The organism is Pseudomonas sp. Y39-6, assembly GCF_023651955.1.
Taxonomy (GTDB): domain Bacteria; phylum Pseudomonadota; class Gammaproteobacteria; order Pseudomonadales; family Pseudomonadaceae; genus Aquipseudomonas; species Aquipseudomonas veronii.
Window position 1 is genome coordinate 5567876 of sequence record NZ_CP069594.1, and the last position, 26784, is coordinate 5594659.

Genomic DNA, 26784 nt, shown 5'->3' on the forward strand with positions numbered 1-26784 from the left:
GTTATGAAACTCAATAAAGCACAGGCCATCGCCCGCAGAAACCAGGAACTGGGCGGTGCCGTACTCGGCGTCAACAACTGCCACTTCACCGACCTGGACCGCAAACGCAACATCTGGTGGTTCGACCTGCCGGTGGCGCGGATCGCGGTGGGCCAGTACGAGTGGATTCACTTGTTGCTGCACAACGCCGAGACTGACCAGTTGCTGCACCTGAAGGTGCCGACGGTGTTCCTGCGTGAAAAGCTCGAAGGCTTGGTGGTGCGCAATGCGGGCAAGCGCAAGCCAGAGATTACCCTGGAGCTGAGCGCGGACAAGGACTCGTTCCTCAAGGATGTACGCCCAGCCGGTGCTGGCGTCAGCTTCGCGCCATTCACCCTGTAGGAATGCGGTCAGAATGTGAGAGGGGGCTTGCTCCCGATAGCAGAGTGTCAGCCACCGCATTAGGTGACTGAACCACCGCTATCGGGAGCAAGCCCCCTCCCACATTTAGGCCTGGTTTACTTTTTCAGGCCCAGTTTCTTCAGTTCTTCATCACGCAATTCGCGACGCAGGATCTTGCCCACGTTGGTGGTCGGCAAGGCATCGCGGAATTCCACGGCCTTGGGCACCTTGTAGCCGGTGACGTTGGCACGCATATGCTCCATCACCTGGTCCTTGGTCAGGGTGGCGCCCGGCTTGACCACGATGAAGATCTTGATGTGCTCCCCGGACTTCTCGTCCGGCACACCAATGGCCGCGCACTGCAGCACGCCCGGCAGGGTCGCCAGCACGTCTTCGAGTTCATTGGGGTAGACGTTGAAACCGGAGACCAGAATCATGTCTTTTTTACGGTCGACAATCCGCATGTAGCCGTCCGGCTGGATGATCGCGATGTCACCGGTCTTCAACCAACCTTCGCTGTCGAGGATCTCGGCGGTGGCGTCTTCGCGCTGCCAGTAGCCCTTCATGACTTGCGGGCCTTTGACGCACAACTCGCCGACCTCGCCCAGGCCCAGCTCGACGCCGTCATCGGTGATGACTTTGCACAAGGTCGACGGCACCGGAATGCCGATGGTGCCGATCTGGATCTTCTGGATCGGGTTGACCGTCGCCACCGGGCTCGTCTCGGTCATGCCGTAGCCTTCGCAGATGTCGCAGCCGGTCACGGCCTTCCAGCGCTCAGCTGCGGCCAGTTGCAGGGCCATGCCGCCAGACAGGGTGACTTTCAGCGCAGAGAAGTCCAGCTTGCGGAAACCTTCGTTGTTGCACAGCGCCACGAACAGCGTGTTCAGGCCGACAAAGCCGCTGAACTTCCACTTCGACAGCTCCTTGACCATCGCCGGCAGATCGCGCGGGTTGCTGATCAGGATGTTGTGGTTGCCGATCAACATCATCGCCATGCAATGAAAGGTGAACGCATAAATGTGGTACAGCGGCAGCGGAGTGATCAGGATCTCGCAGCCTTCATTGAGGTTGGAGCCCATCAGCGCCTTGCACTGCAGCATGTTCGCCACCAGGTTGCGGTGGGTCAGCATCGCGCCCTTGGCCACGCCGGTGGTGCCGCCGGTGTATTGCAGCACCGCCACGTCGCTGCTGGCCGGGCTGACATCGTTGACCGGTTGGCCGTGCCCCTTGGCCAGCACGTCGTTGAACTTGATCGCCTTGGGCAAGTGATAGGCCGGGACCATTTTCTTCACGTACTTGATGACGCTGTTGATCAGCAGGCGCTTGAGCGGCGGCAGCAGGTCGGCGACTTCGGTGACGATCACGTGTTTGACGGCAGTCTTGGGCACGACTTTTTCAGCCAGGTGCGCCATGTTGGCCAGACAGACCAGGGCCTTGGCCCCGGAGTCGTTGAATTGGTGTTCCATTTCCCGCGCGGTGTACAGCGGGTTGGTGTTGACCACGATCAGGCCGGCACGGATGGCACCGAACACGGCGACCGGGTATTGCAGGACGTTGGGCAGTTGCACGGCGATTCGATCGCCAGGCTTCAAATCGGTATGCTGTTGCAGGTACGCGGCGAAAGCGCCGGACAATTCGTACAACTCACCATAGGTGATTGTCTTGCCCAGGTTGCTGAAAGCCGGTTTGTTGGCGAAGCGCTGGCAGGACTGTTTCAGTACCGCCTGAATATTTGGATACTCGTCTGGATTGATGTCTGCAGCAATCCCGGCGGGGTACTTATCCTTCCAAAAGTCTACGTTCATGGAAGCCCACTCCTCAGCGACGCGAATTCATCATCGCATTTGATGCGATTATTATTGGTGTATGTTTTTTAGGTGAGTCTGGCGCGTTTAAGCAGGCCGAGAGGTCACAAAGCGCGCCGAGAGTAGCAGCTTTGCCAAGGGCCGACTAGAGCCAAAAGAGGGCCCTACAGTCATAAACATGACTCATGAATAACTAATAGTCATTTTTAGAGCAAAAATTCTATACGCTTGAAAATGGCTCTAGAACAGGGCTTAACGGGATAAACACAGACAAATGTGGGAGGGGGCTTGCCCCGATAGCAGTGGATCAGCCAACACATCTGGTGACTGATTCACTGCCATCGGGGCAAGCCCCCTCCCCCATTGTCGACTGCATTTCACATCAGGCGATGTCGCGCAACTCACGCCGCAGGATCTTGCCCACCGGCGTCATCGGCAACGACTCACGCAACACGATGTGCTTGGGCACCTTGTACCCCGTGAAGTTGGTCTTGCAGTAGTTCTTCAACTCCTCAAGGCTCACGCCTTCGGCACGCGCCACCACAAACAGCTTCACCGCCTCCCCCGTGCGCTCGTCCGGTACGCCGATCACCGCGCAGTTGGCCACCGCCGGGTGAGCCATCACTACGTCTTCGATCTCGTTGGGGTAAACGTTGAAACCCGAGACGATGATCAAATCCTTCTTGCGATCCACGATGCGTACAAATCCATCTTCGTCGATCACGGCAATATCGCCGGTCTTGAGCCACCCCTCGGCGTCCAGCGCCTCGGCGGTGGCGGCCGGCTGCTGCCAGTAGCCCTTCATCACCTGCGGGCCCTTGATGCACAGCTCGCCGCGTTCGCCCAGGGGCTGCTCGGCGCCTTCATCATCGATCACCTTCATCGCCGTCCCCGGCACCGGGATGCCTACGGTACCCAGCCGTGACTGATTGCCATACGGGTTGGTGCTGGCCACCGGCGACGTTTCCGTCAGGCCATACCCTTCGCCGATCGCACAACCGGTGAGTTGCTCCCAACGTTCGGCGGTGGCCTTGATCAGCGCCGTGCCACCGGAGTTGGTGAGTTTAAGGCTGGAGAAGTCCAGGCTCTTGAAGCCGGGATGGTCCATCAACGCCACAAACAACGTGTTGAGCCCGAGCAAGCCGGTGAAGCGCCAGTTTTTCAGCTCCTTGATAAAGCCCGCGATGTCACGCGGGTTGGTGATCAACACGTTGTGGTTGCCGGAAACCATCATGCACATGCAGTTCGCGGTGAACGCATAGATGTGGTACAGCGGCAGCGGCGCGATCATCACCTCCTGGCCTTCCTTGATCAGCGGGTGGCCATCCTCGCCGGTCTGCGACATGCAGGCGCGTACCTGCTGCATGTTCGCCACCAGGTTGCCATGGGTGAGCATTGCGCCCTTGGCCAGGCCGGTGGTGCCGCCGGTGTATTGCAGCACCGCGACGTCATCGAGGCTCACCGGGTGGCGCGTCACGCCCTGCCCTGCGCCCATGCGCAAGGCGCGCTTGAACGACACCGCGCGCGGCAAGTGATAGGCCGGGACCATTTTCTTCACTTTGTCGACGAGGGTGTTGACCAGCCAGCCCTTGGCCGCTGGCATGAAGTCACCCATCCTGGCTTCGATCAGGTAGTCGATCTCGGTGTCGGTGCAGACGTCCTGCACCCGCGAACCAAACAGGTTGAGGTAGATCAGGCCGCGCACGCCGGCGTCCTTGAACTGATGACGCATCTCGCGCGGGGTGTACAGCGGGTTGGTGTTGACCACGATCAGCCCGGCGCGCAGCGCACCGAACACCGCCACCGGGTAATGCAGCACGTTGGGCATCTGCACCGCGATGCGATCGCCCGGCTTGAGGTCGGTGTGCTGCTGCAGGTAGCCGGCGAACGCCGCACTCTGGCGCTCAAGCTCGGCGTAGGTCAGGGTGACGCCCATGTTGCTGAACGCCGGGCGGTCGGCAAAGGCCTTGCAGGAACGCTCGAAGACTTCAATCACCGACTTGTAGGCGGTCAGATCGATCTCGTTGGGAACGCCCGCCGCGCGTTTGTCATTCCAGAAATCAGGTTGCATTATTCTTGTCCTCTTACCTGAATGTGCCTGGCCGCTTTTCTGCTGCTATAAAAAGCGGAGCTTCGGGGACGTTAGCAGCTATGGCCAAACAGGCAAATACGGGCAATAGCGTCATTGATAGCGTGAATCTTCCTACAAGGGTCTGTACTGATCAGCCGCTTGGCCGAGGATGGGCTATACACTGCAATGACCCCGAGCAAAGGAAGCGCCATGAACCACACCACCTTCTGGCTGACCGCGAATGACCACAGCCGCCTGTACGTCAATCAATGGCTGCCGGACACGCCGCCGAAGGCGTTGATCATGGTGTCCCACGGCATGGCCGAGCATGGCGGTCGCTATGCGCGCCTGGCCCAAGCGTTATGTGGGGCGGGCTACGGGGTGGTTGCCCTGGACCAGCGCGGCCATGGTCGCACCGCCGACGAGGGCACGCTGGGCCTGTTCGCCGAGCGGGACGGCTGGAACAAGGTGGTGGGCGACCTGGCCAGCCTCAACCAGCACATCGGCCAGCAGTTGCCGGGAGTGCCGATCATTTTGCTGGGCCACAGCATGGGCAGCTATATCGCCCAGGCTTACCTGCTGCACCACAGCGCCAGCCTGCATGGGGCGATTCTCAGCGGTTCGAATTTCCAGCCGGTGGCGCTGTACCGCGCCGCGCGGCTGATCGCCCGTGCCGAACGCCTGCGCCAGGGCTTGCGCGGCCGCAGTGCGCTGATCGAGTTCCTGTCGTTCGGCTCGTTCAACAAAGCGTTCAAGCCCAACCGCACGGCTTTCGACTGGCTCAGCCGTGACCCGGACGAAGTCGACCGCTACCGCCACGACCCGCTTTGCGGGTTCCGCTGCACCAACCAACTGTGGATCGACCTGCTGGGCGGCTTGCAGCAAATCAGCAAAGCGTCCAATCTCGCGCAGATCGATCCGGGCTTGCCGATCCTGGTGATCGGCGGCGAATGTGATCCGGTGAGTGAAGGCAAGCGTCTGAAAAGACTGGCCCATGCCCTGCGTGAGGCCGGCTGCCAGAACCTGCAACTGAATATCTACCCGCAGGCGCGTCACGAACTGTTCAACGAAACCAACCGCGACGAAGTCACCGCGGATGTGCTGACGTGGCTCGACCAGGCCCTGACCTCGCGCAGGCCGACTCGCTGCGAATAATTTTTCGTTTAAAATCAGCCAATTAAATTATCGATTAGCCACAGGATGCACCTTTAGATGACCCAGGTAACCAACACCCCATACGAAGCCCTCGAAGTCGGCCAGACCGCCAGCTACAGCAAGACCGTCGAAGAGCGTGACATCCAACTGTTCGCCGCGATGTCCGGCGACCACAACCCGGTACACCTGGATGCGGAATTTGCCAAGGCGACCATGTTCAAGGAGCGAATCGCCCACGGCATGTTCAGCGGCGCCCTGATCAGCGCGGCGGTTGCCTGTCAGCTGCCTGGGCCGGGCACGATCTATATCGGCCAACAGATGAGCTTCCAGAAACCGGTGAAAATCGGCGATACCCTGACCGTGCGTCTGGAAATCCTCGAAAAGCTGCCAAAGTTCCGCGTGCGTATTGCCACCCGCGTGTTCAATCAGCGCGATGAGCTGGTGGTGGATGGCGAAGCGGAAATCCTCGCGCCACGCAAGCAACAGGTCGTGACATTGACCGAACTGCCAGCCATCACCATCGGCTGATCAATTCCCATAAAAAATCCCCGCATCGGCGGGGATTTTTTATTCAGCGGCGACTCACGACTGAGCGCGAGCCTGGTTACGCAAGGCTTTCACCTGATCGTGGTTGCGTTGTACGCCGTGGTACTGGCGCTCAACCAAGTCACGAATGCCCACCAGGTTGTGCTGGGTGATCTTCTCGATCGCTGCTTTGTAAGCCTTGAGGGCGTGGTCTTCACCGCGCTCGGCTTCGTTCAACACAGCCTCTTCGTCTTTGCCGGTGACCATCGACTTCACATCGACCCAGCCACGGTGCAGGGCGCCGGCCACGCTGCCGGATTGTTCCGGGTCGCCACCCAGGGCACGCACGGCGGTTTTCAGCTCGGCGGCGGCAGTGGCGCAGTCTGCGGAGCGCTTGGCAAACAGCGCTTTGAGTTCGGGATGCTTGATGTCGTCAGCGCACTCTTTAAAACCTTTTTGACCGTCGATACTGGTTTCGATCAGGTCGTTCAATACGGAGATGGACTCTTTATTGATATCAGTCATTTTTCAATTCCTTATGTGGGTTGAGAAAGGTTGCATTAATGATTGCAGCGCCCGTGCCAGGTTTTAAAAAACAACTTTTTCTTTATATTTCAATAAGTTAAAAATAATTGAACGATCTGTACATGCGTTATTTGCATGATCTGTCATTTGGCCTTCATGCAGAATGCCTGTATTTTCCAAGACCTCGATGCAAACGCCTGAGCCGTCATGAACCCCGAAAAACTCGAACTGCTGATCACCCGCGAAATGCCCTTCGGCAAGTACAAGGGACGGATCATCGCCGACCTGCCCGGCCCCTACCTGAACTGGTTCGCCCGCGAAGGTTTCCCCCACGGCGAGCTGGGCGGGTTGCTGGCCTTGATGCAGGAAATCGACCACAACGGCCTGTCCGAACTGCTGGAGCCACTGCGCGCCAAACACGGCAAACCCGCGCCTCGTCACTAGGAACCCGCACCATGCCATGCAATGCAGCCAACGAAGCGCACTGGCAGGCCATCGCCGACCGCTATGCACTGGAGCCAGGCCCGATCAACCTGGAAAACGGCTACTTCGGGCGCATGAGCCGCGCGGTGCAAGCGCAGTACCTCGAGCACGTCGCGTTTATCAACCGCAGTAACGCGGTGCATGTGCGCCAGCGTTTCGAGCAGGGCGAAAACGTCGAGATCCGCCGCCAACTGGCCGAACTGATCGACGCCGACCCCGAATCGGTCGCCTTCACCCGCAACGCCACCGAAGCCTTGCAGTCGCTGATCCGCAACTACAACCTGTTTACCACTACCCGCAGTGGAGCGGCGTTCGGCACCTGTATCCGGGTGACACCGGGGTTGGCGACATCAACCGCAGACATCCATGCACTGATCAACGCCATCACCGCACTCAGCGCGGACTGAAAAATGTGGGAGGGGGCTTGCTCCCTTCCACATTTGAAGATGTGTGGGTCTCAAGGTTTTGCGCAGGCAAAAAAAAGCGGTCCGCCGACCAAGCGCACCGCAAAAATGCCGTTAAGCACAGCAACAACGATTCGATGAATCAGCTCAGTCCAGCAGCGCCAGTGCCTCGGCGGTGACTTCCTGGATACGCGCCCAGTCGCCGTTCTTGACCCATTCCGGGTCGAGCATCCAGCTACCGCCCACGCACATCACGTTTTTCAACGCCATGTAGCTCTTGATATTGGCCGGGCCGACGCCGCCGGTCGGGCAGAATTTCACTTCGCCAAACGGGCCGCCCAGGGCTTTGATGGCTGCGACGCCGCCGCTGACTTCGGCCGGGAACAGTTTGAAGCGGCGATAACCCAGGCTATAGCCTTCCATGATTCCGGAGGCATTGCTGATGCCCGGCAGCAATGGGATCGGGCTGTGGACCGAAGCTTCAAGCAGGTCGCGGGTAATGCCGGGGGTGACGATAAATTGCGAGCCGGCAACCTCCGCGGCTTCGAGCATATGCCGATCGAGCACGGTACCGGCGCCGGTACACAACTCCGGGCGTTGCTCGCGCAGGACCTGAATGGCCTTGAGGCCGAACTCGGAACGCAGGGTCACTTCCAATGCGGTCAAACCACCGGCTGCCAGGGCGTCGGCCAGTGGCAGGATGTCTTGTTCACGGGCGATGGTGATCACCGGCAGGATCCGCGCCTTGGCGCAGAGGCTGTCGATCAGGGCAACTTTATCCGCCATGGACACGGTCGATTGAGGGCTTTTCATAGCGGCTGATCCTTGGCTCATGGGCACCAGTAAATCTCTAATGTAGGTTGCAAAAATGCGCGAATCGGCATGGCAGCAACGTCGTTGCTGGCCAGCGCGGCGCTCAACGTGGTCAATTTCGAACTGCCGGAAATCGACAGTACGGTGTAGTTCGCCGTAGCCAGAAGCGCGCGACTCATGGTCAGGCGCTGGCGTGGTACGGTCGGCGCGAGCATCGGCCAGCAACGGCGGGTACCGTCGGCCTGCAGGGCTTCGCTCAGGTTCGGACTGTTGGGGAACAACGACGCGGTGTGGCCGTCGTCGCCCATGCCCAGTACCAGCACATCAATGGCTGGCAGTTCGGCCAGCAGGCGATCGGCCTGCTCGGCGGCGTCTTCAAGATTGGCGGCGGCGCTGTACAGGCTGAGGAACTTGGCCTTGGCTGCCGGGCCTTGCAACAGGTACTTCTTCAACAGGCCGGCATTGCTGTCGACGTGCTCCACCGGCACCCAGCGCTCATCGGCCAGGCTGACGGTGACCTTGGACCAGTCCAGACCCTGCTTGGCCAGGTTCTGGAAAAACGCCACGGGGCTGCGGCCGCCGGACACCACCAGGGTCGCTTCGCCACGGGCACTGATGGCGGCGCGCAGTTGTTCGGCCACGTCGTTGGCCAGGCCATCGGCCAGCAACGCCGGCGAACGGTACTCATGGGCAGTGACGCCCTGAGGCAGTTTCAATTCAGATATCGCCATACCACGACCTCCCATCCCGCGTGATCAGTGCAATCGAGCTCATCGGCCCCCAGGAACCCGCCGCATACGGCTTGGGCGCATCACCGGATTTTTTCCACCCGGCGATCAACTGGTCACACCACTTCCACGCGGCTTCGATTTCATCTTTGCGAACAAACAGATTCTGATTGCCGCGCATTACTTCCAGCAACAACCGCTCGTAGGCATCGGGAATCCGCGCGCTGCGATAGGTGTCGGAAAAATTCAGTTGCAGCGGACCGCTGCGCAGTTGCATGCCCTTGTCCAGGCCCTGCTCCTTGGTCATCACGCGCAAGGAAATACCTTCGTCCGGTTGCAGGCGGATGATCAGTTTGTTGCTGATCTGCAAGCGCTGCTCGGGGGCGAAGATGTAGTGGGACGGTTCCTTGAAGTGGATGACGATCTGCGACAGCTTTTGTGGCATGCGCTTGCCGGTGCGCAGGTAGAACGGCACCCCGGCCCAGCGCCAGTTGCGGATATCGGCGCGCAGGGCGACGAAGGTTTCGGTATCGCTCTGGGTGTTGGAATTCTCTTCTTCCAGGTAACCCGGCACCGGCTTGCCGGCGCTGTAGCCGGCGATGTACTGGCCGCGTACCACCTGGGTGGTCAGGCCGTCCGGGCTGATCGGCGCCAGAGCCTTGAGCACCTTGACCTTCTCGTCACGGATGCTGTCGGCGGACAGGTCGGCCGGCGGGTCCATGGCGATCAGGCACAGCAGCTGCAGCAGGTGATTCTGGATCATGTCCCGCAGCTGCCCGGCCTTGTCGAAGTAACCCCAGCGGCCTTCGATGCCAACCTGCTCGGCCACGGTGATTTCCACGTGGGAAATGTAGTTCTGGTTCCACTGGGTCTCGAACAGGCTGTTGGCGAAACGCAGGGCGATCAGGTTCTGAACGGTTTCTTTGCCCAGGTAATGGTCGATGCGGTACGTGCGGTTTTCCGGGAAAAACTGTGCGACAGCGTCGTTGACCTTGCGCGAAGATTCCAGGTCCGAGCCGATGGGTTTTTCCAGCACCACGCGGGTATTGTCCGCCAGGCCGACCTTGGACAGGTTTTCGCAGATCGCCCCGTACACCGCCGCAGGCGTGGCGAAGTAGGCGATCAGGCGCTGCCCGGTGCCGGCTTTTTCAGCCAGGACCACGTAGTCGTCGGCGTTCATGAAATCGACGTGAACATACGTCAGGCGCGCCAGGAAACGCTGGGCGATGGCTTCGTCCAGTTCCTTGCCGACGTATTTGCGCAGTTCTGTTTCAATATGCGCCAGGTGCTGTTGCTCGGAACCGGCTTCGCGGGCCAGGGCCAGGATGCGCGTGTCGTCGTGCAAGAGCCCGGCACCATCGAGTTGATAGAGGGCAGGAAATAACTTGCGCAGCGCCAGATCACCCAACGCGCCAAACAGGGCAAAGGTGCAGGGTTCTACCGTTATCGAAGGCATGATGTTTGTTCTTTTATCAAGTTAAGCTACAAATACCTTTTTTCAAGGCATCACTCAAGGAAAAATGTAGTAATAACCACAACATTTTCCCGAAATACGCATTCCGAGTGGTGGTGTTCAGCTACCCTAAGTAGGATAGGCCACCGCAAAGGGCCACTCGTCGATTGGTGACCACCCTTTATTTGCATCGTCGCCCCAAGGAAACACTGTATGGACCGCGTGCGAAATCTTCTGGAACAGATCCGGAACCGCCTCGAAGAATTGAACAAGGCCGAGAAAAAAGTCGCCGAGGTCATCCTGCTCAACCCACAGCAGGCGACCCGCTTCTCGATCGCAGCCCTCGCCCAAGCCGCCTCGGTCAGTGAACCGACGGTCAACCGTTTCTGCCGTTCGTTCGGCGTCAGCGGTTACCCTGAACTCAAATTGCAACTGGCGCAAAGCCTGGCCAGCGGCGCGGCGTATGTCAGCCGTGCGGTGGAGGCCGATGATGACCCCGAGGCCTACACCCAAAAGATCTTCGGCAGCGCCATTGCCTCTCTGGACAGCGCCTGCCAGGCCCTCGACCCGAACCTGATCAGCAAGGCCGTGGACCTGTTGATCCAGGCGCGCCAGATCCACTTCTTCGGCCTCGGCGCGTCGGCCCCAGTGGCCATGGATGCGTTGCACAAGTTTTTCCGCTTCAACCTGTCGGTGACCGCCCATGCCGACGTGCTGATGCAACGCATGATTGCTTCGGTGGCGCACACCGGCGAGCTGTTCGTGATCATCTCCTACACCGGGCGTACCCGCGAGCTGGTGGAAGTGGCGCGTATTGCCCGGGAAAACGGCGCATCGGTGCTGGGTGTGACCGCCGAGAACTCGCCGCTGGCCAAGGTCAGCACCGTGAGCCTGAACATTCCGCTGCCGGAAGACACCGACATCTATATGCCGATGACCTCGCGGATCATCCAACTGACGGTGCTGGATGTACTGGCAACCGGCATGACCTTGCGCCGTGGCGTGGACTTCCAGCCGCACCTGCGCAAGATCAAAGAGAGCTTGAATGACAGCCGGTATCCGGTTGGCGATGAGTTCAACTGAAGCAGACAATGCCTCCAGCAGTCCCGACCTCTTCGCGAGCCAGCCCGCTCCCACATTTTGACGAGTCCTACTTTGGAATACGCTTCAAATGTGGGAACGGGCTTGCTCGCGAAGACGGTATCAGCAACAGCGCTAAACCCCAGCCCTGGCCTGCAAACTCAGATGCGCCCGCTCCCCCGGCGCCAGGCTGGCCCCGGCCATCGCCGACTCGACGCATACAAACCCCGACGCCTCGTTGAAGCTCACCCCCAGCAACGGCCGGCTGCCTGGGTGCCACACCACGGTGTCGGCGCTGTCGCCGGTGTCGATGCACAATTCGCGCTGCCAGGCGTGGTCCTTGAGGTGTAGCTCGCCCTCATGCTGGAACACGCGCTGACACCCGCCTTCCACGCGCAACTCGCCTTCCTGCTGGCAAGCCTGGCGATTGAGCTGGTCATAACCTAGCGCCCCGTCGAGCCCAGACAGCGCTATCTCACCGACATTGCCAATCCGCCAGTAAGCGTGCAACGCATGGCTCAGTTGGCACGGCAGCTCATCCTGATGCTCGGTACACAAGCGCAACTCCAGGGTTTCGCCCAGGTGCGCGTGCAAGTCCACCTGCCAGTCGCACAACTGCAACTGCCAGTGCAGGCGCACGCCGTCGTCGTCGGTGTTGCTGTCGAGCAGTTTCCAATCGATCAGCCGCGCCCAGCCATGGGACGGCCACGCATTTTCGCTAGGATGCCGGCCATACCACGGCCAGCACACCGGTACGCCGCCGCGAATGGCACCGACTTGTGGCCACTTGGCTGCACACCACAACCAGGGTTTCTGCCCACGGGGCTGAAAATGCAGCAATTGCGCGCCCTGGCGGCTGAATACCGCCTGGCACAACGGATGGTCGATCACCAACACATCGCGCGTCTGGAAGCGCTCCCAGGCGAACACCGGACGCTCGCGCAGGGATTTGAAAAAGCGTTGCAGCGGATGCTCATGCATGTGCCACGGTCCTGAATATCTTCACAGTGCAATCCAAAAAAAAGCGGATAGCCATGGCTACCCGCAAATGCGCACAGAGAGAAGGAGCTTATCGCAACAGCGTTAGAACACCGACTGAATTTTCAGACCGGCCACCAGCGCGTTGTCGACTTTATCCACGCCGCCCGGGTGGACGACGTATTGCAGGTTGGGACGCACGGTCAGCCAGTTGGTGACGTGGAAACCGTAGTTGATTTCGTAGTTGTACTCGGTGCTGCGCAGCGGCGCGTACAGTGGGTTGTCGTAGTCGCTCACGCCATTGGCGACGTTGAGCAGTTCGGCGTTTTTCTTCACGTCGTCGTTAACGTGCAGACGAGCAGCGCCAATCCCCACGTCGTCTTTTGGACGCGCGTCGAAAGGCCCTTTGTACACCAACATGATCGACTGGTAGTTATCGACGGTGTTGGTGTCCTTGTCGTGGAACGTGGCGTTGGCCGCGATGTTCAGACCACGGGACGCGTCGCCGTTATGGGTAGTGAGTTGCTGTTGCGCAACGAACCAATAGCCTTTTTTGCTGCTGTGGGTACGGTAGGCCGCGCCGGTGGTGGCAGCATCGTTGCCGTTGACGTCTTCACGGACGTCGCTGGCATCGGCGGCGCTCTTGTAGTAACCCACACGGTATTCGCCCGGCAGGTTATTGACCTTCGGCGACCAGACCAATTCCACCGGGATCACGGTGCCCTTGGTGCCACTGCCGCTGAGTTTGAAGCCGTTGCCGTGCTCCAACTGCGACGGGTTCTGGTTGTACGCACCGATCTGCGCATACAGCTCAGGCGTGATGTGGTACTTCACGCGGATCGCGGCCTGGGCGACCGGCCAGTTGTACCAGGTGCTGACGTAGTTACCGACCTGAGAGCCGCAGAACGACAGGTTCTGGAAGTCGCACGGGAAGGTGTTGAAGTCTTCGCCTTCACCGAAGTAACCGAGCTTCACGTCCAGCTTGTTGTCGAACATCTGGTGCTGAATCCAGAACTGGGTCAGACGCACCATGTGGCCACGGCCGTACACTTCTTGAGACGAGCTCAAGGTGCCGGCACGCGGATCACCGATACGGTCGTTGGAGATGTTCTGGCCGTTACGGTTGGTCAGCTGGATCTTGGCCTGGGTGTTATCCCAGCCCCACAACTTTTGCAGATCCAGTGCCACGCCCAGACCGAACTGGTCAGCGTAACGCGCCGTTTTGTCGTTGTTGTAGCCACCGCTCAGGTTGCCACCGACTTCGCCGACGTAGTCAGCCTTGATATCGATACCTTGCTCGATCAGCTTGGTCCGCTCGCCGCCCCAATCGCCGGTCATCCATTTGGAATCGGCGCTGAACGCGTCGTCCGCCATCGCATTGGCGGACAGGACCAGGGCTGCCACTGCTGACAATTGGCAGATCAGCCGGGTGTTGTTGTGTTGCTTTTTCATCCCTACATCCTCGTCTTTATTGTTATTAAACTGTTTTTATCTAACGCGGGTTACATTTTTTTAATAAAAACAACAACTTACCTAATTCAGCGACCCTTGAACTGGGCCACGTTGTCGGCACGATCCTGTGCCGGCAGCGACGCAGCGGTGCCCAGGCGCTCGCCGGTCTTGGCGTCGAACAGCAACACTTTGGCCGGATCGAATTGCAGGGTCAGGGTCTCGCCCACCTGCGGCGCCACATCGGGTGCCAGGCGGCAGCAGACCTTGGTGTCATTGAGCTGCACGAACACCAGGGTGTCCGGGCCGGTCGGCTCGGTGACCTGGACTTCGGCACGAATACTCGACGCACCGTTGCCCTCCCCCGTCGCCAGCACGATTTGCTCCGGGCGCAGGCCGAGGATCACGTCACGGTCTTCCAGGCCGGCGTTGCTCATGCTCAGCGGCAGCTCGCAACGCGCCTGGCCGCTGTCGAGCAGCGCTACCAGGCCGCCGTCCTTGCGCTGCAGGCGCAGGGGAATGAAGTTCATCGGTGGCGAACCGATAAAGCTCGCCACGAACAGGTTGGCCGGATCGTTGTAGATCTCTTTCGGCGTGCCGAACTGCTGGATGATGCCGTCCTTCATCACCGCCACTTTGTCGCCCAGGGTCATCGCTTCGATCTGGTCGTGGGTGACGTAGACGGTGGTGGTTTTCAGACGCTGGTGCATCAGCTTCATTTCGGTACGCATCTCGACGCGCAGCTTGGCGTCGAGGTTGGACAGCGGTTCGTCGAACAGGTAGATCTTCGGCCGACGCGCCAGGGCCCGGCCCATGGCCACGCGCTGTTGCTGGCCGCCGGAGAGTTGGCCCGGCTTGCGGTTGAGCAGGTGTTCGATCTGCAGCAGCTTAGCCACCCGCGCCACTTCGGCGTCGATATCGGCCTGGGGCATCTTGCGAATCTTCAGGCCGAACTCGATGTTTTCACGCACGCTCATGGTCGGGTACAGCGCGTAGGACTGGAACACCATGGCGATGTCGCGATCCTTGGGGCTCATGCCGCTGACGTCCTGGTCGCCGATCATGATCGCGCCGCCGGTGATGGTCTCAAGGCCCGCGATGCAGTTCATCAGCGTGGACTTGCCGCACCCCGACGGGCCGACCAGGATCAGGAACTCGCCTTCCTTGATCGACAGTTCGATGTTCTTCAAGGTGTCGGGCAGGCCGGCGCCATAGGTCTTGTTTACATTGCGAAGTTCAAGCGTAGCCATGATTACCCCTTGACCGCGCCGGCCGTGAGGCCGCGCACGAAATACTTGCCTGCGATCACATAGACCAGCAGGGTCGGCAGCCCGGCGATCATCGCCGCCGCCATATCCACGTTATATTCCTTGGCCCCGGTGCTGGTGTTGACCAGGTTGTTCAGCGCCACCGTGATGGGCTGCGAGTCGCCGCTGGAGAACACCACGCCGAACAGGAAGTCGTTCCAGATCTGAGTGAACTGCCAGATCAGGCAGACCATGATGATCGGGGTCGACATCGGCAGGATGATCAGACGGAAGATGGTGAAGAAACCTGCACCGTCCAGGCGCGCCGCCTTGATCAACGCATCCGGAATGCTTACGTAGTAGTTACGGAAAAACAGCGTAGTGAACGCCAGGCCGTAGACCACATGGATAAACACCAGGCCGGTGGTGGTGCTGGCCAGGCCCATCTTGCCGAGAGTGAACGACGCGGGCAGCAGCACGGTCTGGAACGGCAGGAAGCAGCCGAACAGCAACAGGCCGAAGAACAACTGCGAACCACGGAAGCGCCAGAACGACAGCACATAGCCGTTCAACGCACCGATGGCGGTGGAAATCAGCACGGCCGGCACAGTGATCTTGATCGAGTTCCAGAAGTAGCCATCCACCGTGGCCCAGGCCTTGACCCAGCCGATGCCGGTGACCACGGTCGGCCAGCTCAACAGGTTGCCGGTGCTGATGTCTTCCGGGGTCTTGAAGCTGGTGAGCAACATCACCACCAGCGGCACCAGGTACAGCAGCACCGCTAAGATCAGCACCGCATAGATCGCGATGCGGCTCAGGCTGATGGCAGGTTTTGCGGCAAGACTAGTCATTACGCTTGGTCCTCAGCTCGGAGTACAGGTACGGCACGATGATCGCGAGGATCGCACCGAGCATCAGGATTGCACTGGCCGAACCCATGCCCATCTGGCCGCGACTGAAGGTGAACGAGTACATGAACATCGCCGGCAGGTCGGACGAGTAGCCCGGTCCGCCTGCGGTCATCGCCGCCACCAGGTCGAAACTCTTGATCGCGATGTGCGCCAGGATCATCACCGCACTGAAGAACACCGGACGCAGGCTCGGCAGCACCACGCTCCAGTAGATGCGCGGCAGGCTTGCACCGTCGATCTGCGCGGCACGGATGATCGATTGATCGACGCCACGCAGGCCGGCCAGGAACATCGCCATGATGAAACCGGAGGCTTGCCACACGGCAGCGATCACCAGGCAGTAGACCACGCGGTCCGGGTCGATCAGCCAGTCGAGACGGAAGCCTTCCCAGCCCCAGTCCCGCAGAAGTTTGTCCAGGCCCATGCCCGGGTTGAGCAGCCATTTCCAGGCCGTACCGGTGACGATCATCGAGAGCGCCATCGGGTACAGGTAAATGGTGCGGATAAAGCCTTCACGACGGATTTTCTGGTCGAGGAAAATCGCCAGCGTCACACCGATCACCAAGGTGATGCCGATGAACATCCCGCCGAACAGCGCCAGGTTCTTGCTCGCGACCCACCAGCGATCGTTGTCGAACAACCGCTCGTACTGCGCAAGGCCCGCCCATTTGTAGCTCGGCAGGAACGTCGACGTGGTGAACGACAGCACAAACGTCCACAGGATGTAACCGTAGAAGCCCACCAACACGATGAACATGCTTGGCGCCAGCACCAGTTTGGGTAGCCAGCGCTGCAGGGCATCGAACGGCGAGGCTTTGCTGAACACAGCAACAGAACTCATGGGAAAATCCAATACAGAGGAAAAGGACTACAGGAACGTACCGGATGGGGGCCAGGGCTCCCCCATCCGGTCAACCGTTACTTGGCCGACTTGATCGCAGCGCCGAGTTTCTTGGCGGTGTCGGCCGGATCGGCTTTCGGGTCGTTGATGTAGTTGGTCACGACGTCAAAGAACGCACCTTGCACGGCCAGCGTGGTGGCCATGTTGTGCGCCATGCTTGGCTGCAGGCCGCCGCTCTTGGCGTCAGCCAGGAAGTCTTTGGCTGCGGTCTGGGCGCAGGAGTCGAAACCGTAGGATTCCATTTTGTTCAGCATGTCGTTGCGCACAGGGATCGAACCCTTGTTGATGCTGAACACTTTCTGGAAGTTTTCACCCAGCACGACTCTGGCGATGTCCTGCTGACCGGCTGCAGTGCCTTTGTCTTTCTGCTTGAACACCGCCAGGGAGTCGATGTTGTAGGTAAAGGCTTTGTCGGTGCCCGGGAAGGCTACGCACTCGTAGTCTTTGCCGGCGACTTTCTTCGCGGCAGTCCACTCGGACTTGGCCCAGTCACCCATGATCTGCATGCCGGCCTTGCCGTTGATGACTTTGCCGGCTTCGAGGTTCCAGTCCTGGCCTTTGCCGTCGACGTCCATGTAGGTCGCGACTTTCTTCAGCTCGGTCAGCGCCTTGACCATTTGCGGGCCAGTCAGCGCGCCGTTGTCCAGGTCAACCAGGGCTTTCTTGTAGCCATCGGCGCCCATCACCGACAGAACGACCGCTTCGAACACGGTGCTGTCCTGCCAAGGCTGGCCACCATGGGCGAGCGCGATGAAGCCAGCGGCCTTGAGCTTGTCGCCGGCGGCGTAGAATTCTTCGAGGGTGGTCGGGTTCTTGGTGATACCGGCTTTCTTGAAGACTTCCGGGTTGATCCACAGCCAGTTCACGCGGTGGATATTCACCGGAACGGCAACGTAGTCACCGTCGTACTTCACGGTATCGGAGACTTTCTTGTCGAGCAGGGAGTCCCATTTTTCTTCTTTGGCCACGTCTTTGAGGACGTCGGTGTCGAGCAGACCGGTAGATGCCCATTCCTGGATGTCCGGGCCTTTGATCTGGGCTACGCCGGGTGGGTTGCCGGCGACCGCGCGGCTTTTCAGCACGGTCATGGCCGTGGCGCCACCGCCACCTGCGACAGCACCGTCTTTCCAGGTGAAGCCGTCTTTTTCAACTTGGGCCTTCAGGACATCTACTGCCGCTTTTTCACCGCCCGAGGTCCACCAATGCACAACTTCAACCGTCCCTTTCGAGTCGGCGGCAAATGCACTGAGGGGAAACAACGAGGCAATGGAAATAGCGACGGCGAGGCGATTAATCGCGTTCATCTGAGTACCTTTTCTTGTTGTTATGCATGCAAGTCTGGAGCTTGCGCTGCACGGAGTTTAAACAGGGAATTTTTAAGCGCAGGTAACAAAGGGATGCACAAATGTCACCACTTGGTGACATAGCACCCAGAACCCAACGCACTGGCCATGCTCGGCGCCAACGGCAGCGCCGGCAGCAGGACCGCTTGCCAGGCATGGTACAGGTCCGGTTTGCCGCCCCAGATCTTGCTGCTGGGCTGGTTGTGCGGGCTGAGTTCGTGGTGCCAGCTGCCGTGGGTACGGTCGATGAAATGGCTGTCGCAAAACTCCCAGAAGCGCCGGTACCAGGTTTCGTAATGCGGCTCGAAGGTGCGTTTGAGCAAGGCCTGCGCGGCGGCGCTGGCTTCGGCGTGGGTCCAGTGCAGGCGTTCGCGCACTACCGGGCGCTGGTTCCAGTCCAGGGTGTAGACGATGCCGGGGGCGCCATCCACGGCCCAGGCGCAGTCGCAGGCGCTGGCGAACAGGCCTTTGGCGTCGGTCACCAGCCAGTCCGGCGTGGCCAGCCCGGCCCGCAGGCGCGCAGCCTCCAGGTGCAATAGCAACCGCGCCCACTCGAAGCCGTGGCCGGGGGTCACGCCATAGGGGCGGAAGCCGTCGGCGGGGTTGTCTTCGTTGTAACCGCGCAAGGGTGTCCACTGGGCGTCGAAGTGCTCGATCACCATGAACTGGTTGCCGGCGGCGTGGGTGTGGATCACGCGCTCGACGATGCGCAGCGCGCGGTCCAGCCAGCGTGTGTCGGCGGTGACGTCGGCCAGGGCGAGGAACGCTTCCGTCGCGTGCATGTTGCTGTTGGCGCCGCGATAGGCCTCGACGCCGCTCCAGTCCTGGGCAAAGGATTCGAGCATGACGCCCTCCTCCTCGCTCCAGAAAAACTGCTCGATGATCTGGATCGCGTCGTTCAACAGGGCTTGTGCGCCGGGTGCGCCCGCGACCAGCGCAGAACTGGCGGCCAGGGCGACAAAAGCGTGCAGGTAGGCAGCCTTGCCGGTATTGCCATCCACAGCGTGGGGCGCGGCGAACCAGCCACCGTGCGCGTTATCGCGCAGCGCGCCGCTGAGGGCGGCTACCCCATGCTCGACCAGCCCGGCATAACCGGGCAACCCCATCGCGTGAGCCATGGCGAAGCTATGGGTCATGCGCGCGGTGTTCATGGTCTCGGCAACGGCATCGGCCGGCAACTGGCCTTTATCGTCCAGGTTGCCGAACCCGTCGGGCAGGCGCGAAGCCTTGGCGAATGACAGCAGGCGCTGGCCTTCGCTGGCGAGCCAGGCGTGGTGGGCAGGTGCGTTCAGCCAACTGCTGGCAGGCAGTGGTTGGGTGGTCATGGGGAGCCCTTATTATTGTTTGTGGGATGACCGGAGTCTAAACAAGGGCGAGGTGAGCACATGTAACGAAGGACCAGGGAAATGTCACCAGATGGTGACATTTCCCCCAAGCCCTTTACTGACCGATCGGCGTGACCGCGGCCGGCGCATTGATGCGCTGATTCAGGTTCTGCACCTGGCTCTGCAAGGTGGTGATATTGCGGGTGGTCTGGATGCGGAACACATCGAACTCTTTATTGGTCGGCGCGTCGCTATTGCCCGGCTGGTTGTCCTGCGCGCTCTTTAGCACCACCAGGTCTTGTTCAAGACGGGCGATGGCTGCACTGGGGTTGCCCTGTTTCTTCAGGGCCGCCACGTCGGCGACCAGTTCCCTGATCTCGGCATCGCGCTTGGCGGCCTCACCTTGTGCCGCCTTGAGGCTGGCCACGGCGTCGGTCAACGCCTGCACCTGGCCTTGCAGCTTGGCGTTGGCGTTCGACAGGTCGGTGGTGCTGGCGGTCATCTGGGCCAGGCGCTTATCCAGTTCGGTGGCCTGGCCGGCCACGCCGACTTGCTGCTTGCCCTGCTCCAGCAACTGGGTTTCCAGCTGCTTGATCTGCAGTTTCAGCGCTTCGCTGCCGTTGTTCACGCTGGCCTCATTGGCCACGAACTTGCCGGAAATATCCTGCAGGCGCCCCGCCGCTTCTTCGCTGATGCGTGCAAAACTTTCCTGGGTGGCAACCAGTTGCTGGCCCATCAGGGAGATCTGCTGGAAGCTCCACCAGGCCAGGCCGGCAAAGGCGATCAGCAGCGCGCCGACCAAGGCCCACAGCGGCCCGGTACTGACACTCTTGACCTTGACCACAGGGGTATTGCGCGAACGCACGGAGGTGGCGGCGGTCGGCACGAAATCATCATCGTCCAAGGAGTCGGCCCGCAGGCTGGGAACATTGTCGAAATCGTCGTTGGCATCGTTACGCATGAATCAACCCTGAATCGGTGAGATAGCTATCTGAAAAGCCGAGCGGCGGCAGTATAAACCGCTGTCCTACCGCACTGATCGACCTGGAACCCTGAATTCGGTTCCCGATGTGTTGCTGCTTGTGAGCTTACTTCAGCCCCGGTTCCTGGGCCTTCCACCAGCTGCAGAACTCGTCGAGCGCGGTCCACAGGCTGACCTTGGGGTCATAGTCGAGATAATGCCTTGCGCGGCTGATGTCGAGGGTGAAATCTTTGTTCATCACCTGCATGCCCAGGCGCGACAACGCTGGCTCCGGGCGCCCGGGCCACAGCGCGCAGAATGCCTCGTTCAACGCGGCGATACTGTAGGACAAACCGTAGGACCGATACCGCGTCACCTGGGGCAAGTCCATCTGGCGCATCACGTAGTTCACCACATCCCACACCGGCACCGGGGTGCCGTTGCTGATGTTGTAGGCTTTGCCCAGCGCCGAGCCGGTGGCGAGCAGACTGCTGAGCAGCGCTTCGTTGAGGTTGTGGACGCTGGTGAAGTCGACCTTGTTCAGGCCGTCGCCGACGATGGCCAGGCGGTTCTTGCGCTGCATTTTCAACAGACGCGGGAAGATGCTCATGTCGCCGGCGCCGGTGACAAAACGCGGGCGCAGGGCCAGGACTTCGAGGCCGAATTCCTGGGCACCGAACACCTTTTGCTCGGCCAGGTACTTGGTGGCGGCATAGGGATGCTTGAAGCGCTTGGGCACTTGGTCTTCGGTCAGCCCCAGGTGGTCGCGGCCGTCGAAATAGATCGATGGCGACGACAAGTGAACCAGGCGCCCGACCCGTTGCTTGAGGCAGGCTTCGACAACGTTCTCGGTCACCAGCACATTGCCCTGATGGAAATCCTGATAGCGCCCCCACAGCCCGACAGCGCCGGCGCAATGCACCACGGCTTCGACATCGCGGCACAGTTCGCGCACCAGGTCGGCATCATTCAAATCACCCTGGATAAACTCGGCACCGCGCCGTACCAGGTGTTCCACACCTTCGGCGCGCCGCCCGTTGACCCGCACGTCCAGGCCCTGCTCCAGGGCGAAACGCGCAAAGCGCCCGCCGATGAAGCCGCTTGCGCCGGTGACCAGAATCTTCATGTATTACTCCGTGTTCTTTCGTTTTTCATCGCTGTTGCCTTGACGCCCGCCATCAGTCCAACGGCACCAACCATTGACCACAGGCCTGGGCCAGATGGTCGGTCAACAAACCCAGCAGTTGCCCGCCACTGCGCCAATGATGCCAGTACAGCGGCACATCGATGGGCTTATCTGGCAATAACTCGACCAATACGCCCCTTTGCAGCTGGTCGCCGACCTGCAGTTCAGGCACCAGGCCCCAACCGAGCCCGGCTTCCGCCAAGCGGATAAACCCTTCGGACGACGGGCACAAATGGTGCTCGAAACCGCCGTCCACCCCGAGCGCGGCCAGGTAGCGGTGTTGCAGGAAATCGTCCGGGCCGAATACCAAGGCCGGCGTGCGCGCCAGTTGATCGGCGCGCACACCGTTGGGGAAGTGCCGTGCGATAAACGCCGGACTCGCCAGCGCCCGATAGCGCATGGCGCCCAGCAACAGGCTGCGCGCCCCGGCCACCGGGCGTTCACTGGCGCAGATACAGGCCGCCACTTCACCGGCGCGCATGCGCTTGAGGCCGACGGTCTGGTCTTCCACCACCAGGTCCAGCAGCAAATGCTGCTCGGCGCAAAAGTCGCTGACGGCCTCGGCCCACCAGGTGGCGAGGCTGTCGGCATTCAACGCGATGCGCAGGCGTTCGGGCATGCCTTCTTCATCCAGCGCCGGCACCTGGCTTTGCAAGTCGCGCTCCAGCAGCCGTACCTGTTGCACATGGTTGAGCAGGCGCCGGCCGATATCGGTCGGCGTCGGCGGCGTGGCCCGCACCAGCACCGGCTGGCCGATCCGTGCCTCCAGCAGCTTGATACGCTGGGAGATCGCCGATTGCGACAACCCCAGCACCTGGGCACCGCGCTCGAAGCCGGCTTGTTCCACCACCGCCGCCAGGGCGGAGAGCAATTTATAGTCGAACATCAGTTTCTCTAATGAGCGATCAGCAATATTGGTTTTTCTTATACAGCTATGCCAGGGAAGATAGCCAGCATCGTTTCGGCTTGAGCAAGGATCTTCAACTATGTGGCAAAGCTATATGAACGGCCTGCTGGTCGCGTTGGGGCTGATCATGGCCATCGGCAGCCAGAACGCCTTTGTGCTCGCGCAAAGCCTGCGTCGTGAACACCACCTGCCGGTGGCGGCCCTGTGCGTGGTCTGCGATGCGCTGCTGGTGGCCGCCGGGGTATTCGGCCTGGCAACGATACTGGCGCAAAGCCCGATCCTGCTGGGGATTGCCCGCTGGGGCGGTGCCGCGTTCCTGCTGTGGTACGGCGCCTGCGCGCTGCGGCGGGCCTGTTCGAAACAGAGCCTCGACCAAGGCGACGCCCTCAAGGTGCGCTCATTGCGCGCCGTGTTGCTCAGCGCGTTGGCGGTGACGTTGCTCAACCCCCACGTTTACTTGGACACCGTGCTGCTGATTGGCTCGCTGGGCGCCCAACAGACCGAACCCGGCGCCTACGTGGCCGGCGCGGCCAGCGCTTCGTTCCTGTGGTTCGCCACGCTGGCGCTCGGCGCCGCCTGGTTGGCGCCGTGGCTGGCACGTCCGACGACGTGGCGCCTGCTCGACCTTCTGGTGGCGGGGATGATGTTCAGCGTGGCCTATCAATTGATCAGCGCATGATGAATATTCCAAAACGCTCTGGAACCTCTATCCCACACAGTTGTTGCGTGGTTTTGCCACACCCCGGGTGCTATGATCCGGACCCTGCGCCGCAAAGAGTACAAACTCCCCGGCGCTTGTTTGGCCGCCCGTGATCGGCCTTGCGCTCACCGCAACTGACCTGATTAGGAGAATCATCATGGCTTTCGAATTGCCGCCGCTGCCCTACGCACACGATGCCCTGCAGCCGCACATTTCCAAGGAAACCTTGGAATACCACCACGACAAGCACCACAACACCTATGTCGTGAACCTGAACAACCTGGTGCCTGGCACCGAGTTCGAAGGCAAGACCCTGGAAGAAATCGTCAAGTCTTCTTCGGGCGGCATCTTCAACAACGCCGCTCAGGTCTGGAACCACACCTTCTACTGGAACTGCCTGGCGCCAAACGCCGGCGGTCAACCGACCGGCGCACTGGCTGAGGCCATCAACGCTGCGTTCGGTTCGTTCGACAAGTTCAAAGAAGAATTCACCAAGACGTCCGTCGGCACCTTCGGTTCCGGTTGGGGCTGGCTGGTGAAAAAGGCTGACGGTTCCCTGGCCCTGGCCAGCACCATCGGCGCCGGCAACCCGCTGACCAGCGGCGACACCCCGCTGCTGACCTGCGACGTCTGGGAACACGCTTACTACATCGACTACCGCAACGCCCGTCCAAAGTATGTGGAAGCGTTCTGGAACCTGGTCAACTGGAAGTTCGTGGCTGAGCAGTTCGAAGGCAAGGCCTTCACTGCCTAAGCACCCCTTGCAGTAAAAAGAGCCCGGCGATTGCCGGGCTTTTTTTTGTGCGTTCGACGGCGGCGCCAGCCGGGCATGACGGAACCAACTGCGCGGAAATTGCCACCCAGGCAGTGAGAGGAATGTCCCTTTCATTCAACGTCGGAGAATTAACTTATGATCGCAGGCGCAGCAGGATTAGGAGCAGCAGCCTCCGCAGCCGCAGCACTCGCCCCCGTGCTAATGCCGTTGGCTGAACAAGCCGCCGGTATGGCCATGAATGTCGCAAAAGACCTTCTGAAAAACGCAACGAGTGCTGCCGGCAGCGCAACGAATCAACAGCAGCAAATCAAATTCTGATTGGGAAAGCGTGAACGGTGGCGGAGCAAAATCAGTCCGCCATCACTTGAATTCCCCCCTCGCCTGACGACCCCGCCTGCAACAGACCGGCCCACCATGGCGTCATGGAGCATCGCGCCGCAATGTTCCTTTGACTGCCATCACCAGATTGCCAATACTCATGGCATATTGAAGGCCACCCGCATGAGACAAGGAATGCCCCTTTGAAGCTGGAACTCAAAAACAGCTTGTCGGTGAAGTTGCTACGGGTTGTGCTGCTGTCGGCATTGATCGTGGGCGTGGCGCTGAGCGTGGCGCAGATCGTTTTCGATGCCTACAAGACGCGCCAGGCCGTGGCCGATGATGCCCAGCGCATCCTCGACATGTTTCGCGACCCCTCGACCCAGGCCGTCTACAGCCTGGACCGCGAGATGGGCATGCAGGTGATCGAAGGTCTGTTTCAGGACGACGCGGTCCGCATGGCCTCCATCGGCCATCCCAACGAAACCATGCTCGCGGAAAAAAACCGCGCCTTGCAGCAATCCTCCAGCCGCTGGTTGACCGACCTGATTCTCGGCCAGGAGCGCACGTTCACCACCGCCCTGGTCGGCAAAGGCCCCTATAGCGAGTATTACGGCGACCTGAGCATCACACTCGACACGGCCACCTACGGCAAGGGTTTCATTGTCAGCTCGGTGATCATTTTTATTTCCGGGGTGCTGCGCGCACTGGCCATGGGCCTGGTGCTGTACCTGGTGTATCACTGGCTGCTGACCAAGCCGCTGTCGCGGATTATCGAGCACCTGACCTCGATCAACCCCGACCGCCCCAGCGAACACAAGATCCCCCAGCTCAAGGGCCACGAACGCAATGAACTGGGGCTGTGGATCAATACGGCCAACCAGTTGCTCGAATCCATCGAACGCAACACCCACCTGCGCCATGAAGCGGAATCCAGCCTGCTGCGCATGGCCCAGTACGACTTTCTCACCGGCCTGCCGAACCGCCAGAAACTGCAGGAGCAACTGGACAAGATCCTGATTGACGCCGGCCGTCGGCAGCGCCGCGTCGCCGTGTTGTGCGTGGGCCTGGATGACTTCAAAAGCGTCAACGAGCAGTTCACCTACCAGGCCGGCGACAAACTGCTGCTGGCCCTGGCCGATCGCCTGCGCGCCCACAGCGGCCGCCTCGGCGCCCTCGCCCGCCTCGGCGGCGACCAGTTCGCCCTGGTGCAGGCCGATATCGATCAGCCCTACGAAGCCGCCGAACTGGCGCAAAGCATCCTCGATGACCTGGAAGCGGAGTTTGCCCTCGACAGCGAGCAGATTCGTCTGCGCGCCACCATCGGCATCACCTTGTTCCCGGAAGACGGCGACAGCACCGAGAAACTGCTGCAAAAAGCCGAACAGACCATGACCCTGGCCAAGAGCCGCTCGCGCAACCGCTATCAGTTCTATATCGCCAGTGTCGACAGTGAAATGCGCCGACGCCGCGAACTGGAGAAAGACCTGCGCGACGCCTTGAGCCGCAATCAGTTTTACCTGGTGTACCAACCGCAGATCAGCTACCGCGACCACCGCGTGGTCGGCGTCGAAGCGTTGATCCGTTGGCAGCACCCGGAACACGGCCTGGTGCCGCCAGACTTGTTCATCCCCCTGGCGGAACAGAACGGCACGATTATCGCGATCGGTGAATGGGTGCTCGACCAGGCCTGTCGACAATTGCGCGAATGGCACGACCAGGGCTTCACCGAGCTGCGCATGGCGGTCAACCTGTCCACCGTGCAACTGCACCACACCGAATTGCCACGGGTGGTGAATAACCTGATGCAGATCTATCGCTTGCCACCGCGCAGCCTGGAACTGGAAGTGACCGAGACCGGCCTGATGGAAGACATCAGCACCGCCGCCCAGCACCTGCTGAGCCTGCGCCGCTCCGGCGCGCTGATCGCCATCGATGACTTCGGCACCGGCTATTCATCCTTGAGCTATCTGAAAAGCCTGCCGCTGGACAAGATCAAGATCGACAAGAGCTTCGTGCAGGACCTGCTCGACGATGACGACGACGCCACCATCGTGCGCGCGATTATCCAATTGGGTAAAAGCCTGGGCATGCAGGTGATCGCCGAAGGCGTGGAAACCGCGGAACAGGAGGCTTACATCATCTCCGAGGGCTGCCATGAAGGTCAGGGCTACCACTACAGCAAACCGTTGCCGGCACGGGAGTTGGCGGCGTATTTGAAGCAGGCCGAGCGCAATAACGCAGCCATTCTCTGACACGACCAAACGATAGTTGAGATTTCCCTCGTATAACCCTTTACAGAAAATGCAAATCTTTCGCATTATGTTGCAGTTTTGCGCGGCCCCCGCGCGCCCTAT

At 60.5% G+C, this 26784-nt stretch carries 25 protein-coding genes and 1 pseudogene; 10 read left to right on the forward strand and 16 right to left on the reverse strand.

Annotation, left to right across the window (positions count from 1 at the left end; all coding sequences use genetic code 11):
* Nucleotides 1–3: 3 nt before the first annotated feature.
* Nucleotides 4–381 carry a hypothetical protein gene (locus JN756_RS25320; RefSeq protein ID WP_017847198.1) on the forward strand — a complete coding sequence of 126 codons (378 nt, stop codon included), beginning with the start codon at nucleotides 4–6 and terminating at the stop codon, nucleotides 379–381.
* A 116-nt stretch (nucleotides 382–497) separates the two neighbouring features.
* Here the strand turns inward: JN756_RS25320 and fadD1 are convergent, their stop codons facing one another.
* Together fadD1 and fadD2 are read right to left on the reverse strand one after the other, a co-directional pair.
* Nucleotides 498–2189: a long-chain-fatty-acid--CoA ligase FadD1 gene (gene fadD1 / locus JN756_RS25325; RefSeq protein WP_017847197.1), complete on the reverse strand. Its 1692-nt coding sequence runs from the start codon at nucleotides 2187–2189 to the stop codon at nucleotides 498–500.
* 382 nt (nucleotides 2190–2571) lie between these two features.
* Nucleotides 2572–4260, reverse strand: a complete 1689-nt coding sequence (gene fadD2 / locus JN756_RS25330; protein WP_108524470.1) for a long-chain-fatty-acid--CoA ligase FadD2 — start codon at nucleotides 4258–4260, stop codon at nucleotides 2572–2574.
* A 210-nt stretch (nucleotides 4261–4470) separates the two neighbouring features.
* On the opposite strand from fadD2, the gene JN756_RS25335 reads away from it, so the two are divergent.
* Both JN756_RS25335 and JN756_RS25340 read left to right on the forward strand, forming a co-directional pair.
* Nucleotides 4471–5415, forward strand: coding sequence for an alpha/beta hydrolase (locus JN756_RS25335; RefSeq protein ID WP_046382289.1), 945 nt, complete (start codon nucleotides 4471–4473; stop codon nucleotides 5413–5415).
* 57 nt (nucleotides 5416–5472) lie between these two features.
* The gene (locus JN756_RS25340) at nucleotides 5473–5943 is read left to right on the forward strand and encodes a MaoC family dehydratase (protein ID WP_201021466.1); all 471 of its coding nucleotides are present in this window, start codon (nucleotides 5473–5475) and stop codon (nucleotides 5941–5943) included.
* Nucleotides 5944–5997: 54 nt separating this feature from the next.
* Here the strand turns inward: JN756_RS25340 and JN756_RS25345 are convergent, their stop codons facing one another.
* Complete coding sequence (locus JN756_RS25345) at nucleotides 5998–6465, reverse strand: ferritin-like domain-containing protein (RefSeq protein ID WP_017847193.1); 468 nt, start codon at nucleotides 6463–6465, stop codon at nucleotides 5998–6000.
* Nucleotides 6466–6672: 207 nt separating this feature from the next.
* Here JN756_RS25345 and JN756_RS25350 point away from each other — a divergent pair, with 207 nt between their 5' ends.
* Together JN756_RS25350 and JN756_RS25355 are read left to right on the forward strand one after the other, a co-directional pair.
* Entirely contained in the window at nucleotides 6673–6909 is a 237-nt protein-coding gene (locus JN756_RS25350; protein WP_003213031.1) for a DUF3820 family protein, read from the forward strand.
* Between the two features lie 11 nt (nucleotides 6910–6920).
* Nucleotides 6921–7229: pseudogene (locus JN756_RS25355) on the forward strand (aminotransferase class V-fold PLP-dependent enzyme); the annotation flags it as partial.
* A 270-nt stretch (nucleotides 7230–7499) separates the two neighbouring features.
* Here JN756_RS25355 and JN756_RS25360 read toward each other — a convergent pair.
* Genes JN756_RS25360 through zwf form a run of 3 tightly spaced genes read right to left on the reverse strand, consistent with a single transcriptional unit; the run spans nucleotide 7500 to nucleotide 10349 of the window.
* Nucleotides 7500–8165, reverse strand: a complete 666-nt coding sequence (locus tag JN756_RS25360; protein ID WP_017847191.1) for a bifunctional 4-hydroxy-2-oxoglutarate aldolase/2-dehydro-3-deoxy-phosphogluconate aldolase — start codon at nucleotides 8163–8165, stop codon at nucleotides 7500–7502.
* 17 nt (nucleotides 8166–8182) lie between these two features.
* A complete protein-coding gene (pgl, locus tag JN756_RS25365) occupies nucleotides 8183–8896 on the reverse strand; it encodes a 6-phosphogluconolactonase (protein WP_046382287.1) in 714 nt (237 codons plus the stop codon).
* The gene (gene zwf, locus JN756_RS25370) at nucleotides 8883–10349 is read right to left on the reverse strand and encodes a glucose-6-phosphate dehydrogenase (RefSeq protein WP_017847189.1); all 1467 of its coding nucleotides are present in this window, start codon (nucleotides 10347–10349) and stop codon (nucleotides 8883–8885) included. Before zwf ends, pgl begins: the two co-directional genes overlap by 14 nt.
* 219 nt (nucleotides 10350–10568) lie before the next feature.
* Between zwf and JN756_RS25375 the strand changes: the two genes are divergently transcribed.
* Nucleotides 10569–11429, forward strand: a complete 861-nt coding sequence (locus JN756_RS25375; protein ID WP_169850571.1) for a MurR/RpiR family transcriptional regulator — start codon at nucleotides 10569–10571, stop codon at nucleotides 11427–11429.
* Nucleotides 11430–11561: 132 nt separating this feature from the next.
* Here JN756_RS25375 and JN756_RS25380 read toward each other — a convergent pair whose 3' ends face one another.
* From JN756_RS25380 to JN756_RS25425, 10 genes are all read right to left on the reverse strand, one after another.
* Nucleotides 11562–12407 carry a D-hexose-6-phosphate mutarotase gene (locus JN756_RS25380; RefSeq protein ID WP_057004511.1) on the reverse strand — a complete coding sequence of 282 codons (846 nt, stop codon included), beginning with the start codon at nucleotides 12405–12407 and terminating at the stop codon, nucleotides 11562–11564.
* A gap of 102 nt (nucleotides 12408–12509) precedes the next feature.
* Complete coding sequence (locus tag JN756_RS25385; protein WP_017847186.1) at nucleotides 12510–13856, reverse strand: carbohydrate porin; 1347 nt, start codon at nucleotides 13854–13856, stop codon at nucleotides 12510–12512.
* A gap of 86 nt (nucleotides 13857–13942) precedes the next feature.
* Nucleotides 13943–15103 (reverse strand): ABC transporter ATP-binding protein, encoded by a 1161-nt coding sequence (locus JN756_RS25390; RefSeq protein ID WP_046382286.1) that lies wholly within the window; start codon nucleotides 15101–15103, stop codon nucleotides 13943–13945.
* 2 nt (nucleotides 15104–15105) lie between these two features.
* On the reverse strand, nucleotides 15106–15951 hold the full coding sequence (locus JN756_RS25395; RefSeq protein WP_046382285.1) for a carbohydrate ABC transporter permease: 846 nt from the start codon (nucleotides 15949–15951) through the stop codon (nucleotides 15106–15108).
* Entirely contained in the window at nucleotides 15944–16852 is a 909-nt protein-coding gene (locus JN756_RS25400; RefSeq protein WP_003175732.1) for a carbohydrate ABC transporter permease, read from the reverse strand. The genes JN756_RS25395 and JN756_RS25400 overlap by 8 nt, the downstream gene beginning before the upstream one ends.
* Before the next feature lie 77 nt (nucleotides 16853–16929).
* Nucleotides 16930–18216, reverse strand: a complete 1287-nt coding sequence (locus JN756_RS25405; protein ID WP_017847182.1) for an ABC transporter substrate-binding protein — start codon at nucleotides 18214–18216, stop codon at nucleotides 16930–16932.
* 104 nt (nucleotides 18217–18320) lie between these two features.
* Nucleotides 18321–19580, reverse strand: a complete 1260-nt coding sequence (locus tag JN756_RS25410; protein ID WP_201021467.1) for a D-mannose isomerase — start codon at nucleotides 19578–19580, stop codon at nucleotides 18321–18323.
* Nucleotides 19581–19695: 115 nt separating this feature from the next.
* Nucleotides 19696–20541, reverse strand: coding sequence for an ATPase (locus JN756_RS25415; RefSeq protein WP_201021468.1), 846 nt, complete (start codon nucleotides 20539–20541; stop codon nucleotides 19696–19698).
* 127 nt (nucleotides 20542–20668) lie between these two features.
* On the reverse strand, nucleotides 20669–21667 hold the full coding sequence (locus JN756_RS25420; protein WP_046382282.1) for an NAD-dependent epimerase/dehydratase family protein: 999 nt from the start codon (nucleotides 21665–21667) through the stop codon (nucleotides 20669–20671).
* 52 nt (nucleotides 21668–21719) lie between these two features.
* Nucleotides 21720–22613 (reverse strand): LysR family transcriptional regulator ArgP, encoded by an 894-nt coding sequence (locus tag JN756_RS25425; protein ID WP_017847178.1) that lies wholly within the window; start codon nucleotides 22611–22613, stop codon nucleotides 21720–21722.
* Between the two features lie 100 nt (nucleotides 22614–22713).
* Here JN756_RS25425 and JN756_RS25430 point away from each other — a divergent pair, with 100 nt between their 5' ends.
* The 4 genes from JN756_RS25430 to JN756_RS25445 all read left to right on the forward strand — a co-directional run bounded on the left by JN756_RS25430 (nucleotide 22714) and on the right by JN756_RS25445 (nucleotide 26682).
* Nucleotides 22714–23313, forward strand: a complete 600-nt coding sequence (locus JN756_RS25430) for a LysE/ArgO family amino acid transporter (protein ID WP_057004515.1) — start codon at nucleotides 22714–22716, stop codon at nucleotides 23311–23313.
* 178 nt (nucleotides 23314–23491) lie between these two features.
* Nucleotides 23492–24088 (forward strand): superoxide dismutase, encoded by a 597-nt coding sequence (locus JN756_RS25435; RefSeq protein ID WP_017847176.1) that lies wholly within the window; start codon nucleotides 23492–23494, stop codon nucleotides 24086–24088.
* 156 nt (nucleotides 24089–24244) lie between these two features.
* On the forward strand, nucleotides 24245–24427 hold the full coding sequence (locus JN756_RS25440; protein ID WP_017847175.1) for a hypothetical protein: 183 nt from the start codon (nucleotides 24245–24247) through the stop codon (nucleotides 24425–24427).
* 203 nt (nucleotides 24428–24630) lie between these two features.
* Nucleotides 24631–26682: a putative bifunctional diguanylate cyclase/phosphodiesterase gene (locus tag JN756_RS25445; protein WP_017847174.1), complete on the forward strand. Its 2052-nt coding sequence runs from the start codon at nucleotides 24631–24633 to the stop codon at nucleotides 26680–26682.
* Nucleotides 26683–26784: the final 102 nt, after the last annotated feature.